Annotated in this window: 17 protein-coding genes; 13 read left to right on the forward strand and 4 right to left on the reverse strand. The window is 69.4% G+C overall.

Annotated features, from left to right (window positions below; translation table 11 throughout):
• Window positions 1-5 precede the first annotated feature (5 nt).
• Both IM738_RS13950 and IM738_RS13955 read left to right on the forward strand, forming a co-directional pair.
• On the forward strand, window positions 6-1,127 hold the full coding sequence (locus IM738_RS13950; RefSeq protein WP_236961400.1) for a sensor histidine kinase: 1,122 nt from the start codon (window positions 6-8) through the stop codon (window positions 1,125-1,127).
• Window positions 1,124-1,915, forward strand: coding sequence for a LytR/AlgR family response regulator transcription factor (locus IM738_RS13955; protein ID WP_236961401.1), 792 nt, complete (start codon window positions 1,124-1,126; stop codon window positions 1,913-1,915). The genes IM738_RS13950 and IM738_RS13955 overlap by 4 nt, the downstream gene beginning before the upstream one ends.
• On the opposite strand, the gene IM738_RS13960 is transcribed toward IM738_RS13955, so the two are convergent.
• Window positions 1,902-2,909, reverse strand: coding sequence for a GlxA family transcriptional regulator (locus tag IM738_RS13960; protein WP_236961403.1), 1,008 nt, complete (start codon window positions 2,907-2,909; stop codon window positions 1,902-1,904). The genes IM738_RS13955 and IM738_RS13960 overlap by 14 nt on opposite strands.
• A 124-nt stretch (window positions 2,910-3,033) precedes the next feature.
• Here IM738_RS13960 and IM738_RS13965 point away from each other — a divergent pair, with 124 nt between their 5' ends.
• Entirely contained in the window at window positions 3,034-3,819 is a 786-nt protein-coding gene (locus IM738_RS13965; RefSeq protein WP_236961404.1) for an MBL fold metallo-hydrolase, read from the forward strand.
• Here the strand turns inward: IM738_RS13965 and hutC are convergent.
• Complete coding sequence (gene hutC, locus IM738_RS13970) at window positions 3,816-4,553, reverse strand: histidine utilization repressor (RefSeq protein ID WP_236961406.1); 738 nt, start codon at window positions 4,551-4,553, stop codon at window positions 3,816-3,818. The two genes, IM738_RS13965 and hutC, sit on opposite strands and share 4 nt — an antisense overlap.
• 140 nt (window positions 4,554-4,693) lie before the next feature.
• On the opposite strand from hutC, the gene IM738_RS13975 reads away from it, so the two are divergent.
• Genes IM738_RS13975 through hutG form a run of 6 tightly spaced genes read left to right on the forward strand, consistent with a single transcriptional unit; the run spans window position 4,694 to window position 12,064 of the window.
• Window positions 4,694-6,022 carry a YjiH family protein gene (locus IM738_RS13975; protein ID WP_236961408.1) on the forward strand — a complete coding sequence of 443 codons (1,329 nt, stop codon included), beginning with the start codon at window positions 4,694-4,696 and terminating at the stop codon, window positions 6,020-6,022.
• Between the two features lie 40 nt (window positions 6,023-6,062).
• On the forward strand, window positions 6,063-7,760 hold the full coding sequence (hutU, locus tag IM738_RS13980) for a urocanate hydratase (RefSeq protein WP_236961410.1): 1,698 nt from the start codon (window positions 6,063-6,065) through the stop codon (window positions 7,758-7,760).
• Window positions 7,761-7,787: 27 nt separating this feature from the next.
• Window positions 7,788-9,329 (forward strand): histidine ammonia-lyase, encoded by a 1,542-nt coding sequence (gene hutH, locus IM738_RS13985; protein ID WP_236961412.1) that lies wholly within the window; start codon window positions 7,788-7,790, stop codon window positions 9,327-9,329.
• Window positions 9,330-9,336: 7 nt separating this feature from the next.
• On the forward strand, window positions 9,337-9,921 hold the full coding sequence (locus tag IM738_RS13990; protein WP_236961414.1) for a HutD/Ves family protein: 585 nt from the start codon (window positions 9,337-9,339) through the stop codon (window positions 9,919-9,921).
• Complete coding sequence (gene hutI / locus IM738_RS13995) at window positions 9,918-11,132, forward strand: imidazolonepropionase (RefSeq protein ID WP_236961416.1); 1,215 nt, start codon at window positions 9,918-9,920, stop codon at window positions 11,130-11,132. Before IM738_RS13990 ends, hutI begins: the two co-directional genes overlap by 4 nt.
• Window positions 11,129-12,064: a formimidoylglutamase gene (gene hutG / locus IM738_RS14000; protein WP_236961418.1), complete on the forward strand. Its 936-nt coding sequence runs from the start codon at window positions 11,129-11,131 to the stop codon at window positions 12,062-12,064. The genes hutI and hutG overlap by 4 nt, the downstream gene beginning before the upstream one ends.
• Window positions 12,065-12,102: 38 nt before the next feature.
• Here hutG and IM738_RS14005 read toward each other — a convergent pair whose 3' ends face one another.
• Window positions 12,103-12,552: a hypothetical protein gene (locus tag IM738_RS14005; RefSeq protein ID WP_236961421.1), complete on the reverse strand. Its 450-nt coding sequence runs from the start codon at window positions 12,550-12,552 to the stop codon at window positions 12,103-12,105.
• 116 nt (window positions 12,553-12,668) lie between these two features.
• On the opposite strand from IM738_RS14005, the gene IM738_RS14010 reads away from it, so the two are divergent.
• The 3 genes from IM738_RS14010 to IM738_RS14020 are packed head-to-tail and all read left to right on the forward strand — an operon-like array spanning window position 12,669 to window position 15,704.
• On the forward strand, window positions 12,669-13,304 hold the full coding sequence (locus IM738_RS14010; RefSeq protein WP_236961422.1) for a DUF924 family protein: 636 nt from the start codon (window positions 12,669-12,671) through the stop codon (window positions 13,302-13,304).
• Window positions 13,305-13,344: 40 nt separating this feature from the next.
• Complete coding sequence (gene kefF, locus IM738_RS14015; RefSeq protein ID WP_236961425.1) at window positions 13,345-13,902, forward strand: glutathione-regulated potassium-efflux system oxidoreductase KefF; 558 nt, start codon at window positions 13,345-13,347, stop codon at window positions 13,900-13,902.
• A complete protein-coding gene (locus IM738_RS14020; protein WP_236961427.1) occupies window positions 13,899-15,704 on the forward strand; it encodes a monovalent cation:proton antiporter-2 (CPA2) family protein in 1,806 nt (601 codons plus the stop codon). Before kefF ends, IM738_RS14020 begins: the two co-directional genes overlap by 4 nt.
• Before the next feature lie 24 nt (window positions 15,705-15,728).
• Here the strand turns inward: IM738_RS14020 and IM738_RS14025 are convergent, their stop codons facing one another.
• A complete protein-coding gene (locus IM738_RS14025; RefSeq protein WP_236961429.1) occupies window positions 15,729-16,112 on the reverse strand; it encodes a hypothetical protein in 384 nt (127 codons plus the stop codon).
• A gap of 234 nt (window positions 16,113-16,346) precedes the next feature.
• On the opposite strand from IM738_RS14025, the gene IM738_RS14030 reads away from it, so the two are divergent.
• A complete protein-coding gene (locus tag IM738_RS14030) occupies window positions 16,347-17,294 on the forward strand; it encodes a glutaminase (protein WP_236961431.1) in 948 nt (315 codons plus the stop codon).
• Window positions 17,295-17,383 lie beyond the last annotated feature (89 nt).

The raw sequence follows: 17,383 nt of genomic DNA on the forward strand, positions 1-17,383 counted from the left end.
CCTCCATGACCCGATCCGCCTCCGACCTGCTCCTGCGCTGGCTGCCTCCGGTCACCCGCGCCGGTGTGGTGCGCCGCGGGCTGGTGGTCTGGGGCGTGGCGCCGCTGATCGCCCTCTTCCTCTGGATATCGAGCCCTCAGTCGCACCAGCTCGACCGTTCGCTGGTGTACACCTTTGCCATCAGCACCTCGATCTGGTTGCTCTGCGACCCGGTGCGCATCGCCCTGCATCGCTGGCTGCGCATCAACCCTCCGCACTACTGGGCCTGGTCGGCCCGCACCCTGGTGTACATGCCGGTGTGCATGCTGCTGGGCTACGCGGCGGGCACGGCGGTGGGTGACGCCTACGCCGGCCATTCCACCTGGGAGCTTTTCAGGCTCTCGCCTCAGCGCTTCTGGGGTTTCTGGCTGTCTTCGCTGGGCGTGAGCTTCGCCTTCCTCTTCTATTTCCAGCAACGCGAGCGCGCGCTGGACATGCACAAGCAGGCCACCGAGGCGCGGCTCAAGCTGCTGGAAACACAGCTGGAACCGCACATGCTGTTCAACACGCTGGCCAACCTGCGCGCACTGATCGCCACCGACCCGCCGCGCGCGATCCACATGCTCGACCGGCTCAACGACTACCTGCGTGCCACGCTCAAGGCCTCGCGCACCGACGCGGTGAGCGGCGGCCACACGCTGGCCGACGAGTTCGCCCGCCTGGGCGACTACCTGGAGCTGATGGCCGTGCGCATGGGGCCGCGCCTGGCCTTTTCGCTGCAACTGCCCGACGGCCTGCAACGCCATCCGCTGCCGCCGCTGTTGCTGCAGCCGCTGGTGGAGAACGCGATCCGCCACGGGCTGGAGCCCAAGCTCGACGGCGGCAGCATCACGGTGACCGCGCGGCGCGAAGGGTCGAACGGGCTGCTGATCGAGGTGCGGGACACCGGCGTCGGCATGAACACCGACGCGCCGGCGCAGGTCAACGGCCGTGACAACGCCAGCGGCTTCGGTCTCGCGCAGGTGCGCGAGCGTGTGGCCAGCCTGCCGCGGGGCTTGGGGCGTGTCGAACTGACCAGCCAGGTCGGCGAGGGTACGACCGTCCGCCTGCACCTGCCGCTGACCCTGCGCCAAGAGGAAGCCGCATGAACGCCACCGCCCTGATCGCCGAAGACGAACCCCTGCTCGCCGCCGCGCTGCAGGCCGAACTTGCCGCTGCCTGGCCCGAGCTGAGGGTGATCGCGACCGTGGGCAACGGCGCGGCCGCCGTGGCGCAGGGACTGGCGCTGAGGCCCGATGTGCTGTTCCTGGACATCCGCATGCCGGGGCAGAGCGGGCTGGAGGCCGCCGCCGAGCTGGCCGACGAGTGGCCCGCCGACACGCCGTTTCCCGCCATCGTGTTCGTCACCGCCTACGACCAGTACGCCGTCGAGGCTTTCGAAGCGCAGGCGGTGGACTACCTGCTCAAACCGGTGCGGCCCGAACGGCTCGCGCAAACGGTGCAGCGGCTGCAGCAGCGGCTGGCCCCCCGGCCGCAGGGGGCAGCGGCACCGATCGATCAGGCGCTGGAGCAGCTGCGCGCCCTGCTGGCACCGGCGGCCGCCGCGACCGAGCCACTGCGCGTGATCCAGGCCAGCGTGGGACAGCAGATCCGGCTGGTGCCCATTGAAGAGGTGCTGGTGTTCGAGGCCGCCGACAAGTACGTGCGCGTGCTCACCGCAGACACCGAGCTGCTGATCCGAACCCCGCTCAAAGACCTGACGCCGCAGCTCGACGCCAGCCTGTTCTGGCAGGTGCACCGCGGTACCGTGGTGCGCGCCACCGCCATCCACAGCGTCAGCCGCGACGAAGCCGGCAAGCTCAGCCTGCACCTGCGCGGGCGCACCGAGTCGTGGCCTGTGAGCCGGCTTTACGCGGGGCAGTTCAAGGCGATGTGAGAGTGGCCCGGCGCCGGTAGCGCGCCGGGGTTTCACCCACCCTGGCGGCGAACAGGCGCGAGAAGGTCGGAACGTCGCCGTAGCCCACCGCCTCGGTGACGCGGGCCAGGCTCCAGCGGGTCTCCCTGAGCAGCCGCTTGGCTTCTTCCACACGGGCTTGCTGCAACAACACCAAAGGTGGGTACCCGCTCTCGGCCTTCACCCGGCGCAGCAGGGTGCGCGGGCTCACGTGGAACGCTCGCGCCAAGCGCGCCAGATCGTAGGGTTCGGCCAGCCGCGTCTGGAGCCACTGTGCCACCGACTGGGCAAACGAGGGCAGGGCCGGGGGACGCAGGCTGGCGTCGACATAAGGCGCCTGCGAGCTGCGGCCATCGGACAGCAAGGCCATCCGGGCCGTGGCCGCCGCTACCTGGGCGCCAAGTGTGCGCCGCACCAGCAGGAGTGCCAGATCGAACACCGAGCTCACCGCTCCGGTGGTGAGCACAGCGCCGTCCTCCACCAGCACCGCATCCTGCACCAGTCGGACCTGCGGATAGCGCTGCGCCAACTGTGGAGCGCACAGCCAAGCCGTGGTCGCCCGGCGGCCATCGAGCAGCCCCGCCTGCGCCAGCAGGAAAGCGCCCACGCACACGCCCGCTACTGCACAGCCTCTTGAAAAGGTCTTGCGTATGAAGGCCAGCTCCCGCTGCAGCGGTGCCAGTCGCGCCTCCCAGTCGTCGAGCCGGTCGATGTCCAGCCCTGGCACGATCAGCACATCGATGGCCGCTGGGGGCGCCTGGACCGACAGCACCAACCCTCCCGCCATGGACACACGACGCCCCCGCAATCCCACCACCTGCACTTCCAGCCTCATCGCCGGCGGAGTGCGCAGCGCGCGTGCCAGATGGCCCGCCAAGCGCAACACGTCGACCACCGCAAAAATCTCTGCCCCCACGCAACCGGGGTAAGCCAGGATCGCGATGCGCAGGGTGGGGAGTGCAGGTGTCGGTGGCATGGAATGGGACGGATTTTTTTTGCAGATGATTTTCGGCGGAATCACCATACAACATGGCGATACCGCCATGGTAACAATCAGGGGACCGGTTCCACAATGGACGCACTGTCCAAAGGAATCCACCATGCGCATCACCCAACTCCGCAATGCCACCCTGGTCCTGCACCTGGGCGAACGCCATGTGTTGGTCGACCCCATGCTGGCCCCACGCGGCGCCCTGCCTCCACTGCGTTTGCTCGACGGCGTGCGTGAACGCAACCCCACAGTGGCGCTGCCCGCCGATGCCGACAGCGTCCTGGACCAGGTGACCCACTGCCTGATCACGCATTGCCAGAAGGGCCACTTCGACCATCTGGACGCCGTCGGCAAGCGCTGGCTGCGCGAGCGTCGGATTCCCGTCATCTGCACCCCACACGATGCACCATATCTGCGCCAACGCGGCCTGCGAGTGGAGGCCCTGCCCGAGGGACACGCCGAAGGCGTGCCCTTTTTCGAAGGCAGCATCCGCACAGTGCGCTGCACCCACGGCCACGGTCTGGTGGGTCGATTCATGGAGCACGGTGTGGGCTACCACATCACCCTGCCCGGTGAGCCTTCGCTGTACCTGGCAGGCGACACCGTTCTCACCCCCGAGATCGAAACTTTCGTGCAACAGCGGCAGCCCCAGATCTGCGTGGTGCCAGGTGGCGGCGCGCGCTTCGATGTGGGCGGCGACATCATCATGGGCCTGGAACAGGTGATGGCCTTTGCCCACCTGGCGCAGGGCACGGTGGTGGTCAACCATCTCGAAGCCATCAGCCACTGCCCTGTCACTCGCTCGCAGCTGCGCGCGGCGGCCAACCACGCCGGACTGGGCGCGCGCGTGTATGCACCCGCCGACGGCGAGACGTTGGACTTCGGCGTCGCCTAGAAACTGCCCGTGAACTGGTACCGCGACGCCGGGTGCCACATCGCCGCCACCGACGCCACACGGCCCATGGACTGCGTCTGCCGGCGCAACACCAGACATGGCTCGCCGGGCGGCATGCCCAGCATCTCACCCACCCAGGGCGGGGGCTGGCAGGCCTCGATGGCGAACTTCACACCCTCCAGCGGGGCGACCCGCATCAGGTAGGCGTTGGGCGTCTGGGTGGCGAAGTCCTGCGCCAGGTAATCGGGCGCCACCGCCGGGTTCACGTGGCGGTCCTCCACCTGGATCGGCTGGCCGTTTTCAAAGTGCACCACCACCGAGTGGAACAGCGCCTGCTCGGGCGGCACCCCGAACTGCCGCCACAGCGCCTCGCCGGCCTTGATGCGCTCCAGCTTGTGCAGCTCGCTGCGGTGCACGTGGCCGCGCGCGGCGATCTCTTCGGCGATGTTGCGGATGTCGACCAGCGTGGCCTGGTACTTCTGCTGCGCCACGTAGGTGCCCGAGCCCTGCACCCGCTCCACGATCTGCTCGTCGCTCAGCTCGCGGATCGCGCGGTTCACCGTCATGCGCGACACGCCGAACTCGCGCGCCAGCGCCTCTTCACCGGGAATCGCATCGCCCTCTTTCCAGACCCCTCCCTGGATCTGCGCCAGCACATGCTGCTTCACCCGCAGATAGGCGGGCTTGCGGTCATCGGCGGCCGCGGCGGGCAAGGGGTTGGAACCGTTCGACATAGGGTTTCTACGGGGGTGCAAACCGATGAAGTGGTATTGACAGCAGTCATTATGGCCAGATAAAGTTGTATATACATATCGAAGACATGATTTTTGATATGTACAGACAGACCACCGACACCGCCCCGAGGAGACCGACCATGAACACCCGCACCGCCACGGCGTCCAGCCCGCCCGCCCCCGCCGCCTTCCTGCGCCTGCTGGCCTACAGCGGCATCGGCCTGGTGATGTTTTTCCTGCCGCTGGAGATCGCCGGCAAAACCACCATCCTGTTCGACCACGCCGCCACCTACCTCGCGCAGCAGCAGCGCAGCCTGTCGATCGCGCTGGTGCTGGCGCTCATGGCCTGGGGCGCGGCCGCGCCCTTCGCCCGGGGCAGCTGGCGCGCCAGCACCACCACCGCCGTGTTCAGCGCGCTCAAGGTCCTGGGCCTGGTGCTGGCGCTGATGTACCTCACCGGCACCGGCCCGGCCGTGTTGTTCCAGAAGGACATGCTGCCCTTCCTGTTCGACAAGCTCGCGCTCACCGTCGGCCTGATCGTGCCGCTGGGCGCGGTGGCGCTGGCCTTCCTGGTCGGCTTCGGTCTGCTGGAGCTGGTGGGCGTGCTGATGCAGCCCGTCATGCGGCCGATCTGGCGCACGCCGGGCCACTCGGCCATCGACGCCGTGGCCTCCTTCGTCGGCAGCTACTCGGTGGGCCTCTTGATCACCAACCGCGTCTACCTCGACGGCAAATACACCGCGCGCGAAGCGGCCATCATCGCCACCGGCTTCTCCACCGTCTCGGCCGCTTTCATGATCATCGTGGCCAAGACGCTGAACCTGATGGACGCCTGGAACTTCTACTTCTGGTCCACCTTCGTGATCGCATTCGCCGTCACCGCCATCACCGCCTGGCTGCCACCGATCTCGCGCATGGACAACACCGGCGGTGTGAGCGACACCCTGCCCGTCGGCCGCAACCGCTGGCAAGCCGCCTGGGACGCCGGCCTGGCCCAGGCCCACGGCGCGCCGCCGCTGTGGCGCGTGCTGCGCGACAACCTGCGCGACGGCCTCGCCATGGCCAGCGCGGTGGTGCCCACCATCCTCGCCGTCGGCCTGATCGGCCTGCTGCTGGCGCGCTACACGCCGGTGTTCGACCTGCTGGGGCTGTTGCTGTTGCCCTTCGTGTGGCTCGGTGGCCTGGCCGAACCGGTGGCGACATCCAAGGCCCTGGCCTCGGGCCTGGCCGAGATGTTCCTGCCCGCGCTCCAGCTCAAGGGCGCCGACCCGGTGGTGCGCTACGTCGCCGCCGTGGTCTCGGTCAGCTCGGTGCTGTTTTTCTCCGGCTCGATCCCCTGCGTGCTGGCCACGCGCATCCCGATCTCGCTGCGCCAGATGGTCGGTGTCTGGTTCGTGCGCACCGCGCTGAGCATCCTGCTCGCCGCCGGCGCCGGCCACATCGCTTTTGCCCAGGGCTGGATAGCCTGACCTCCGTCCTTCTTCCCACCGCTTTTTTCAGGAGTTCCCCATGAACACCAACACCGACCCCCGCCTCGACCCCACCCGCGTCATCCGCGCCCCGCGCGGCAACACGCTGACCTGCAAGAACTGGATCGCCGAAGCCGCCTACCGCATGATCCAGAACAACCTCGACCCCGAGGTCGCCGAGAACCCGCAGCACCTGGTGGTCTACGGCGGCATCGGCCGCGCCGCGCGCGACTGGGCCTGCTTCGACCAGATCCTCGCGTCGCTGAAAGACCTCAACGACGACGAGACCCTGCTGGTGCAGTCGGGCAAACCAGTCGGCGTGTTCAAGACGCATTCGAACGCCCCGCGCGTGCTGATCGCCAACAGCAACCTGGTGCCCAAGTGGGCCACCTGGGAACACTTCAACGAACTCGACCGCAAAGGCCTGTTCATGTACGGCCAGATGACCGCCGGCAGCTGGATCTACATCGGCAGCCAGGGCATCGTGCAGGGCACCTTCGAGACCTTCGTCGAAGCCGGCAAGCAACACTACAAGAATGATTTGTCTGGCCGCTGGATCCTCACCGCCGGTCTCGGTGGCATGGGCGGCGCGCAGCCGCTGGCCGCCACACTGGCTGGCGCCTGCTCGCTCAACATCGAGTGCCAGCAGAGCAGCATCGACTTCCGCCTGCGCACGCGCTACGTGGACAAGCAGGCGCGCGACATTCACCACGCGCTGGAGCTGATCCAGGAACACACAGCGAAGAAAGAAGCCGTGTCCATCGCCCTGCTGGGCAACGCGGCCGAGGTGCTGCCCGAGCTGGTGAAGCGGGCGAAGGCCGGTGGCATCCGACCCGACCTCGTCACCGACCAGACCTCGGCGCACGACCTCATCAACGGCTACCTGCCCGTGGGCTGGAGCGTGGCGCAGTGGAAGGCCGCGCAGAAGGACCCGGCGCAACACGCCCGCCTGACCGCCGAGGCCGCGCAGGGCTGCGCGGTGCACGTGCAGGCCATGCTGGACTTCCAGGCCATGGGCATCCCCACGGTGGACTACGGCAACAACATCCGCCAGGTCGCGTTCGACCAGGGCGTGAAGAACGCGTTTGATTTCCCCGGCTTCGTGCCCGCCTACATCCGCCCCATGTTCTGCGAAGGCAAGGGCCCGTTCCGCTGGGTCGCGCTCTCGGGCGACCCGGAAGACATCTACAAGACCGACGCCAAGATCAAGGAACTGTTCCCGAACAACCACCACACGCACCGCTGGCTCGACATGGCGCGCGAGCGCATCGCCTTCCAGGGCCTGCCTGCGCGCATCTGCTGGCTCGGCCTGGGCGAGCGCCACATCGCCGGCCTGGCCTTCAACGAGATGGTTCGCAACGGTGAACTCAAGGCCCCGATCGTGATCGGCCGCGACCACCTGGACACCGGCTCGGTCGCCAGCCCCAACCGCGAAACCGAGGCCATGAAAGACGGCACCGACGCCGTGAGCGACTGGCCGTTGCTGAACGCCCTGCTCAACACCGCCGGCGGCGCCAGCTGGGTCAGCCTGCACCACGGTGGCGGTGTGGGCATGGGTTACTCGCAACACTCGGGCATGGTGATCGTGGCCGACGGCACCGACGCCGCCGCCGAACGCCTGGCGCGCGTGCTGGTGAACGACTGCGGCTCGGGCGTGATGCGCCACGCCGATGCGGGGTATGAGCTGGCGATTGCAACCGCGAAAAAACAAGGGTTGAAGTTGCCCATGATCGCCTGACCCGGCCCCGGAAAGAGACACTCACACATGACCCACACCCTCACCCTCCAACCCGGCCAGATGACCCTGGCCGATCTGCGCACCGTCTGGCAACAGGCCTTGCGCGTCCAGCTCAGCGACGACGCGCAAGCGGGCATCGCGGCATCGGCCGCGGCGATCCACGCCATCGTGCAGAAAGGCGATGCGGCCTACGGCATCAACACCGGCTTCGGCAAGCTCGCCAAGACGCGCATTCCCGACGACCAGTTGGAGCTGCTGCAGCGCAACCTGATCCTGTCGCACTCGGTCGGCACCGGCGAACCCATGAGCGACGCCACCGTGCGCCTCGTGGTGCTGATGAAAGCCGCGAGCCTCGCGCGCGGTTATTCGGGTGTGCGCCCGGTGGTCATCGACACGCTGCTCGCCCTGCTCAACGCCGGCATCACGCCGCGCATCCCGGTCAAGGGCTCGGTCGGCGCATCGGGCGATCTCGCGCCGCTGTCGCACATGACGCTGGCGCTGATGGGCGAAGGCGAGGTGCGCGTGAACGGCGAGTGGGTGTCCGCTGCCTCTGCGCTGAAGGCCGCCGGCATCACCCCGCTCACGCTCGCGGCCAAGGAAGGCCTGGCGCTGATCAACGGCACGCAGGTCTCCACCGCGCTCGCGCTGCACGGCCTGTTCATGGCCGAGCGCCTGCTCGAAGCCGGCACGGTGACCGGCGCGCTCAGCGTGGACGCGGCCAAAGGCAGCGACGCGCCCTTCGACCCGCGCATCCACGCGGTGCGCGGTCAGCCGGGCCAGATCGCCGTGGCCGCCGCCACGCGTGCCCTGCTCGCGGGCAGCCAGATCCGCCTCTCGCACCTGGACAACGACGAGCGCGTGCAGGACCCCTACAGCCTGCGCTGCCAGCCCCAGGTCATGGGCGCCTGCCGCGACCTCATCAACAACGCCGCGCGCACGCTGCTGACCGAGGCCAACGCCGTCACCGACAACCCGCTGGTGTTCGTGGACACCAACGAGGTGCTCTCGGGCGGCAACTTCCACGCCGAGCCGGTCGCCTTCGCGGCCGACACGCTGGCCCTGGCCATCGCCGAGATCGGCGCCATTTCCGAGCGCCGCATCGCGCTGCTGATCGACAGCACGCTCTCAGGCCTGCCGCCCTTCCTGGTGGACAACCCGGGCCTCAACAGCGGCTTCATGATCGCCCACGTCACCGCCGCCGCGCTGGCCTCGGAAAACAAGTCGCACGCGCACCCCGCCAGCGTCGACAGCCTGCCCACCAGCGCCAACCAGGAAGACCACGTGAGCATGGCCACCTACGCCGGGCGCCGCCTGGCCGAGATGGCCGACAACACCGCCACCATCCTCGGCATCGAGTGGCTGGCCGCCGCGCAGGGCGTGGACTTCCACCGCCCACTGGCGACCTCGCCGCGACTGGCTCAGGCGCACACCACATTGCGCGCCCAGGTGCCGTTCTACGACAAGGACCGCCTGTTCGCGCCCGACATCGAAGCCGCCCGCCGGCTGGTGCTGGAAGGTGCGGCCGGTGCCGCGCACCAGGACCTGTTCGCTTCTGTTTGGGCGAACTGATCGCGCCATGACCACCGCGCGCACCATCACCGTCGACAGCGCCCCGGCCACGCGGTGGCGCAACGGCGGTGGGGTCACGCGAGAGCTGCTGGCCTGGCCCGATCCAGCGGACTGGCGGCTGCGCATCAGCGTGGCCGACATCGCCGCCGACGGACCGTTCTCGGCCTTCCCCGGCGTAAGGCGCTGGTTCGTGCTGATCTCGGGCGAGGGCGTGGCGCTGGACTTCTCCGAACAATCGCTGGCGCTGCGCCCGGGCGATACGCCATTGGCTTTCGACGGCGCTGCGGCGCCCGGCTGCCAACTGACCGGCGGCCCGGTGCGCGACCTCAACCTCATGGTTCGCGGCGGCGCGGGCGGCATGGCCACCGTGTCGCCCGGCACCGCCTGGTCAGCCCCCGCCGGCGCCCAGGCCGGCCTGTTCGCGCGCGTGCCCGGCCGCTGGCGCAACGGCGACCAGCAGCGCGCCCTGCCCGCCCTCAGCCTGCTCTGGTTCGACACGCCGCCGCCAGGCGACTGGCGCTTCGAACCCGACAACCCTGCACCAGCCACTGGCTGGTGGCTGCACCACATTCCCGAAGGCTTGAGCCCATGACCACCACCCTCTGGCACAACGCCCGCCTCGCCACGCTCGACCCCGCCCAGGGCGCCGACGGCTGGGGCCTGATCGAAGATGGCGCCGTGCTCACCGACGGCGACCAGATCACCTGGGTCGGCCCGAACCGTGCCCTTCCTTCACATGCCCATCCAGCGCACGAGGTCGACCTCGGCGGCGCGCTGCTCACGCCCGGCCTGGTGGACTGCCACACCCACCTGGTCTACGGCGGCCAGCGCGCGGCCGAGTTCGAGCAGCGACTGCAGGGCGCGAGCTACGAAGCCATTGCGCGCGCGGGCGGCGGCATCCGCTCCACCGTCGCGGCCACGCGAAACGCGAGCGAGGACGCCCTGCTGGCCAGCGCCACCCAACGGGCACAAGACCTCATGGCCGAAGGCGTGACCACGCTGGAGATCAAGTCGGGCTACGGCCTCTCGCTGGAGGCCGAGGCGCGCTGCCTGCGCGTCGCGCGCCACCTGGGCGAGTGCCGAAGGCTGACCGTCAGAACCACCTTCCTCGGAGCCCACGCCCTGCCGCCCGAATTCGAGGGCCGGCCCGACGATTACATCGACGCCGTCTGCGCCTGGCTGCCCGAGCTGCACGCCCAAGGCCTGGTCGATGCCGTGGACGCGTTCTGCGAAAACATCGGCTTCTCACCCGCCCAGACGCGCCGCGTCTTTGAAGCGGCCAAAGCCCTCGGCCTGCCCGTCAAGCTGCACGCCGAACAACTCTCCGACCAGGGCGGCGCCGCGCTCGCGGCCTCGTTCGGCGCGCTCTCGTGCGACCACCTCGAACACCTGAGCGTCGCCGGCATCGCCGCCATGAAAGCGGCCGGCACCGTGGCCGTGCTGCTGCCCGGCGCGTATTACTTCCTGCGTGAAACCAAGCTGCCGCCCATCGCGGCGCTGCGCGCGGCCGGCGTGCCCATGGCCGTGTCCACCGACCACAACCCCGGCACCTCGCCGGGCCTGTCGCTGCTGCTCATGGCCAGCATGGCCTGCACCCTGTTCCGCCTCACACCGCTCGAAGCGGTGCAGGGCATCACACTGCACGCCGCGCGCGCGCTGGGTCTGCGCGATCGAGGCCAGCTCATCGCCGGCCAGCGCGCCGACTTCGTGGCCTGGGACCTGGACCACCCGAACGAACTGGCCTACTGGTTTGGCCGCAACCCCTGCCGCCGCGTCATCGCGGCGGGCCTGGAGCGCACATGAATCCGACAGAAGCTTTTGAATGGCGCGGCCGCATCGACGCCGAAGAAACCGGCGACAGCACGCGCTGGCACCAGCGCGTGCGCCCCGCCGATGCTCACAGCCGGGGCGGCGTCACCTTGATCGGCTTTGCCGTCGATGAAGGTGTGCGCCGCAACGGCGGGCGCCCCGGCGCGGCCGAAGGGCCGAAGGCGCTGCGCACGGCGCTGGCCAACATGCCGGTGATGGGCGAGCCAGCGCTGTGGGACGCGGGCGACGTGGCCTGCGACGACGGCGCGCTCGAAGTCGCCCAGTCCCAACTCGGAAACCGGGTGGCCGAGGCCATCGCGCGCGGCAGCCTGCCGCTGGTGCTGGGGGGTGGACATGAAGTTGCCTGGGGCACTTTCCAGGGCCTGGAAAAGGCCGGGCGGCACCAGCGCCTGCTGATCGTCAACCTCGACGCGCATTTCGACCTGCGCACCGCCGCCCAGGGCAACTCGGGCACGCCGTTCCGGCAGATCGCCGAACGGTGCCAGGCCCTGGGTCAGGCCTTCAACTACCGGGTGCTGGGCATCAGCCGGTTCGCCAACACGCAGGCCCTGTTCGACCGGGCCGGGGAGCTGGGTGTGCGGTACTGGCTGGACGATGCACTGCAAACGAGCGACGCGCTCACGGTCGCGCAGGACGCGCTGGCCGCCGATCTGGCCGCCTGCGACGCGGTGTACCTCACGGTGTGTCTGGATGTCTTGCCCGGGGCGCAGGCACCGGGGGTGTCGGCACCCGCGCCGCTGGGGGTGCCGCTCGCGCACGTGGAGCGGCTGATCGATCAGGTGCTGGCGTCAGGCCGCGTGGCGGCCGCCGACATCGCCGAACTCAACCCTGGTCAGGACCGGGACGGCCTGACCGCCCGGGTGGCCGCGCGGCTGGCGGCGCGGATCGCGCGCGGCCACCGCTGAAGGCGGCTGGCGGCGCGTTTCCCGATGCGCTCAGGGGGTCAGTCGCGACCTCTGCCGCGACCACGGCGGTCGTCGTCCCGGTCATGGCGATCATGGCGGTCGTGATCCCAGCGGCCGTGGCCGCGCCCCGGGTGCTCACGCCAGCGCGGGGTTTGAACCCAGCCGCTCTGGACGACCACCGGTGGCGCGTAGTAGTAAGGCGGCGGCTGATGCACCACCACCGGGCGGGGGCGGTAGTAATGCGGGGGCTGGTGCACCACCACAGGCTGCGGGTAGTAATAAGACGGCGGCTGGTGGACCACCACCGGTGCGTTGGACGCGCCGATGGTCACACCGGGGCCGTTCACGCCGACCGACCAATACACGTCACGGGCATGTGCCTGGCTCATGCCGGCCGAGAGCGCCCAGGCGCCCGCTGCCAGACTCACCAAAGCCAGGCCGCGTGCCAGAGGCGAAGTGCGCGAAATGCTCGGAAGAAGGGTTGTCATCGTGGGTCTCCTTGTTGTGGTGCCGGAATTCAGGCGCCATGAAAGGATTAAAAACACATTCCCGGTAACCTGTACCTCACGCACGGTCAAACTCGTAGCTTTTCGTAACAACGCCCATGCTCCCTTCCGCGACCCCAACCCCACCCCACTCCCCCAGTCCCCAGGAGGTGCTTGATTTCTGGTTCGGCGACGGCCTGGCGCAGGACTGGCCCTCCGACGACCGCAACGCACTCTGGTTCGGCGGCGGCGCCGGGCAGGACGCCCTGATCCGCGAGCGCTTCGGGGCGCTGGTGGATGAGGCGCTCGACGGCGGGCTGGTCGACTGGGAGCAGCGGGTCCATGAACGTCTGGCGCTGGTGCTGCTGCTCGACCAGTTCACCCGCAACGTGTACCGGGGCCAGCCGCGCGCCTTCGCGGGCGACGGGCGGGCGCAGCGCCTGGTGATGCACACCCTGGCGCGCGGACAAAACGAAGAGCTGCCCCGGGTGGCCCGGGTGTTTCTCTACATGCCGTTGATGCACGCCGAGAGCCCGGCGCTGCAGGACGAGTGCGTGCTGCGTTTCCAGGCCCTGCACAGAACCAGCCCGCCCGAGCTGCAGGCCACGCTGGCCGGCAACCTGCGCTTTGCCGAGCAGCACAGCGACATCGTCCAGCGCTTCGGCCGTTTTCCGCACCGCAACGCGGCCCTCGGCCGCGTCAGCACGCCCGAAGAAACCACCTTTCTGACCGACGGTCCGCGCTTCGGCCAGTGATAAGGTGGCGGCTCCCCAGGCCACCCTCCGCCGACCGCCCATGCCCCACACCCTGGTCATCCATGCCCACCCGCGCCCGGGCAGCTCGCTCATCACCGGCGCCATGCGCCAGGTGTTCGAGGCGCAGCCCGACACGACCGTGCGCCCGCTCTACGACCTCTACCCCGATTTCGACATCGACGTCGCCGCCGAGCAGCGCGCCCTGCTCGCGGCCGACCTGGTGGTCTGGCTCACACCGGTGCACTGGTACAGCGTGCCCGCGCTGATGAAGCACTGGTTTGACCAGGTGCTCGCCTACGGCTGGGCCTACGGGCCAGGCGGCGAGGCCCTGCGCGGCAAAACCGCCTGGTGGGTCACCAGCGCGGGCGCCACCGCCAGCGAATACGCACCCGGCGGCAGCCACGGCCGTCCCTTCGCCGATTTCCTGCCGCCCATCGAAAATACCGCCCGCTTCTGCGGCATGCACTGGCTGCCGCCCTACGTGGTGCACGGTGGCCACGCCAACACGGTGGTGCAGGTGAGCGCCTGCTGCGGCGGTCTGCAACGGCTGCTCGAACAGCACCTCGCCGACATCACCACCGCGGGAGCCACCGCATGACCCAGGCGATCCTGTTCCTGCTGGCCGCGCTGGTGTTCGTGCCGCTGGCGGTGCGCGCCGGGCTGGGCTCGGTGCTGGGTTACCTCGTGGCCGGCGTGGTGATCGGGCCGGTCGGCCTGGGCGTGGTGAACGACCCCGCCGCCATCCTGCACGTGTCCGAACTCGGTGTGGTGCTGATGCTGTTCGTCATCGGGCTGGAGCTGGAGCCACAGCGCCTGTGGGCCATGCGCGGCGCGGTGTTCGGCGGCGGCGCGCTGCAGATGCTGCTGTGCGCCGCGCTGCTTTTTCCCGTCGGCCTGCTGGTGGGCTGGACCTGGCAGGCGGCGCTGGTCGGTTCGCTGGCGATGGCGCTCTCGTCCACGGCCATCGCCGTGGCCATCCTGCAGGAACGCAACCTGATGTCGCGCCCGGTGGGCCAGAGCGGCTTCGCCATGCTGCTGTTCCAGGACATCGCCGCGATCCCGCTGCTCGCGCTCGCCGCCGTGCTCGGCAGCGCCGCGCCCGCCGCCGAGCCGGCCCACGCGGCGCACAGCGGCGGCGTGTGGCTGCAGATCGCCGCCGTCGTCGGCGTGGTGGTGTTCGGCCGGTTTGTCGCCTACCCGCTGATGCGCTACATCGCGCGCATCAACGTGCGCGAGCTGTTCACCGGCTTCGCGCTGCTGCTGGTGCTGGGCGTGGCCGCGCTGATGGAGCGCGTGGGGCTCTCGATGGGGCTGGGTGCCTTCCTGGCCGGCGTGCTGCTGGCCAGCTCGGAGTACCGCCACGCGCTGGAAAACGACATCCTGCCGTTCAAGGGCCTGCTGCTCGGCCTGTTCTTCATCGCGGTCGGCATGAGCATGCAGCTCGGCCTGCTGCTCTCCGCGCCGGTGCAGGTGATCGTGGGCCTGGTGGTGGTGGTGGCGCTCAAGGCGCTGGGGCTGTGGCTGCTGGGCCGCGTGGTGAAGCTGGCGGGCTCGCAGCGCTCGCTGCTGGCGGTGCTGCTGTCGCAGGTGGGCGAGTTCGCGTTCGTGGTGCTCGCGGCGGCCAAGGCCTCGGCCGTGCTGCCCGCCGCCGACGCCGACCTGCTCACGCTGATCGCCGCGCTCTCGATGGTCAGCACACCGCTGCTGCTGATCGCCTTCGACCGCTACAGCCGCCCCGAGGCCAGCAGCCGCCCGGCCGACACCATCGACGAACCCGAGGCGCCGGTGCTGCTGGCGGGCTTTGGCCGCTACGGCCAGATCGTGGCGCGCACGCTGCTGAGCGCTGGCATCCGCCCGACCGTGATCGACCACGACGCCGACACGGTCGATTCGGCCCGCCGCTTCGGCTACAAGGTGTATTTCGGCGACGCCACCCAGCCCGACCTGCTGCACGCGGCCGGCGTGGCGAACGCGCGCGCGGTGGTGATCGCCATCGACGACGCGGAACAGGTCACCCGCCTGGTGCACGAGCTGCAGACGGCCCACCCCGGCCTGCCCATCGTGGCCCGGGCCTACGACGCGGTGCACGCCCAGCACCTGGCCGACGCGAAGGTGCACCACGTGCAGCGCGAGCTGCTGGAGAGCTCGTTGCGCAGCGCCCGCGCCACGCTGGAGCTGCTCGGCTTCGACCGTTTCCACGCGCGCCAGCTCGCCGACGACTTCCGCCGCCATTCCGAGAGCATGGTGAAGGCGACACGCACCATCCGCCACGAGGGCGACGGCGACGACTACGTCAAGCGACTGCGCGAAGCGAGGGAAGAGTTCGAGCGGCAGATGCAGGCCGACCTGCAACGCCAGCGCCAGCACGCGCCGGCAAGAGGCTGGGGCCAGCCCGATTGAGGGGTGGCCCCGGGGGCCTTTGAATCAGCGGCCCAGCAGGTACATCAGCCCCGCGCCCACCGCCGCGGCCAGCAGCAAGGCCACGGCCAGCATCAGTTTGCCGCGACCGTCCGGCTCGCCGTCGTCCAACGGGTCGGCCACCCACGGCGCCTCGTCCACGGTGGGCTGAAAACCCGTGTCGGCGGCATCACCGCCGCGCCGCAGCGGGCTGCCCGGCGCCGCCCAGGTGGCCCAGAGTGCGTGCGCCTGCGTGGGCACGATCGCGCCCTGCGCCACCGCGGCTTCGACGTCGCTCCAGCCCAGTTGCACCTGCACCGAGGGCAGGAACACGTCGTCCACGTGCGTGGCCTCCCACTCCGACTGGCCTTCCATCACGAAGGTGTCCGGGTCGTCTTTTTCAATGGCCACGCAACCTCCTTGTTCATGTTCGAAACCGCCTGTGACGATAGCGGAAACCGGCCGCCGCTGACACCCCCTTTGTGCGCCCCTTGTCGGCTGCAGCGCCCGGCGGCGCGGCTTTTCGCACACAGGGACGGCCTCACACCGCTGGGGGATACCCTGCCTTTCCCACCTTCATGCGCCCGCTGCATCCCGGCCGCCAGGCTCGGCATACCGTGGCCTCCGCGCTTCCTAGAATGCGCCATGACCGCCACGCCGCCTCACCTTCCCGCCCTGCTGGAGCAAATCCACACCGAAGCCCAGGCCCTCTATGGCCAGGGCCGCGTGGCCGACTACATCCCCGCGCTGGGCGAGGTGGCGCCGCGGCAGTTCGGCATGGCGGTGGCGCTGTGCAACGGCGAAAGCCACACCGTGGGCGACGCGCACACCGCGTTCTCGCTGCAGAGCATCACCAAGCTGTTCACCTTCGTGCTGGCGCTCAAGCTGGTGGGCGACGACCTGTGGAAGCGCGTGGGGCGCGAGCCCTCGGGCGCGGCGTTCAATTCCATCGTGCAGCTGGAGACGGAAAACGGCATCCCGCGCAACCCCTTCATCAACGCGGGGGCGCTGGTCATCACCGACATCCTCACCAGCCGCTACGCCCACCTCGACTACGCCCTGCTCGGCGCCCTGCGCCGCCTGGTGGACGACCCCGCGCTCTACTGGAACGCGCGCATCGCCCAGAGCGAGCGCGACACCGCGCACCGCAACATGGCCATGGCCTATTTCATGAAGAGCCACGGCAACTTCCACAACGACCCCGAGCTGGTGCTCGACAACTACTGCCGCCAGTGCGCCACCGAAATGAGCTGCGCCCAGCTCGCGCAGGCCACCATGTTCCTCGCCAACGGCGGGCGCGACCTCGGGCGCAGCGGCGAAGCCGACGAACAGTTTTTGAGCGCCGACGACACCCGCCGCGTCAACGCCCTGCTGCTCACCTGCGGCGCCTACGACGCCGCGGGCGACTTCGCCTACCGCATCGGCCTGCCGGTGAAGACCGGTGTGGGCGGCTGCATCGTGGCCGTGGTGCCCGGCGTGGGCACGGTGGCCGTGTGGTCGCCCGAGCTCGACTCCAAAGGCAATTCGGTGCTCGGCGCGTTCGCGCTGGAGCGGCTGGTGCAGCTCACCGGCTGGGGCCACACCACGCTTTGAAAGCATTCAGGTTGGCGGCCTCTGCCCATCGAAAGGCAGGATAAAACCTTTGATGTGAATGGATTTTTGTGCCACCATGGCGCCAATAA

The sequence above is a fragment of the Hydrogenophaga sp. SL48 genome, from assembly GCF_021729865.1.
Lineage (GTDB): Bacteria > Pseudomonadota > Gammaproteobacteria > Burkholderiales > Burkholderiaceae_C > Hydrogenophaga.

Coding starts and splice junctions, on each gene's coding strand:
- hutC (WP_236961406.1), bottom strand. CDS start 4,553: ATGTCGAACGGTTCCAACCCCTTGCCCGCCGCGGCCGCCGATGACCGC.
- IM738_RS13965 (WP_236961404.1), top strand. CDS start 3,034: ATGCGCATCACCCAACTCCGCAATGCCACCCTGGTCCTGCACCTGGGC.
- IM738_RS14005 (WP_236961421.1), bottom strand. CDS start 12,552: ATGACAACCCTTCTTCCGAGCATTTCGCGCACTTCGCCTCTGGCACGC.
- IM738_RS14030 (WP_236961431.1), top strand. CDS start 16,347: ATGACCGCCACGCCGCCTCACCTTCCCGCCCTGCTGGAGCAAATCCAC.
- IM738_RS13955 (WP_236961401.1), top strand. CDS start 1,124: ATGAACGCCACCGCCCTGATCGCCGAAGACGAACCCCTGCTCGCCGCC.
- IM738_RS13960 (WP_236961403.1), bottom strand. CDS start 2,909: ATGCCACCGACACCTGCACTCCCCACCCTGCGCATCGCGATCCTGGCT.
- hutU (WP_236961410.1), top strand. CDS start 6,063: ATGAACACCAACACCGACCCCCGCCTCGACCCCACCCGCGTCATCCGC.
- IM738_RS14020 (WP_236961427.1), top strand. CDS start 13,899: ATGACCCAGGCGATCCTGTTCCTGCTGGCCGCGCTGGTGTTCGTGCCG.
- hutI (WP_236961416.1), top strand. CDS start 9,918: ATGACCACCACCCTCTGGCACAACGCCCGCCTCGCCACGCTCGACCCC.
- IM738_RS13975 (WP_236961408.1), top strand. CDS start 4,694: ATGAACACCCGCACCGCCACGGCGTCCAGCCCGCCCGCCCCCGCCGCC.
- IM738_RS13990 (WP_236961414.1), top strand. CDS start 9,337: ATGACCACCGCGCGCACCATCACCGTCGACAGCGCCCCGGCCACGCGG.
- IM738_RS13950 (WP_236961400.1), top strand. CDS start 6: ATGACCCGATCCGCCTCCGACCTGCTCCTGCGCTGGCTGCCTCCGGTC.
- hutH (WP_236961412.1), top strand. CDS start 7,788: ATGACCCACACCCTCACCCTCCAACCCGGCCAGATGACCCTGGCCGAT.
- kefF (WP_236961425.1), top strand. CDS start 13,345: ATGCCCCACACCCTGGTCATCCATGCCCACCCGCGCCCGGGCAGCTCG.
- hutG (WP_236961418.1), top strand. CDS start 11,129: ATGAATCCGACAGAAGCTTTTGAATGGCGCGGCCGCATCGACGCCGAA.
- IM738_RS14010 (WP_236961422.1), top strand. CDS start 12,669: ATGCTCCCTTCCGCGACCCCAACCCCACCCCACTCCCCCAGTCCCCAG.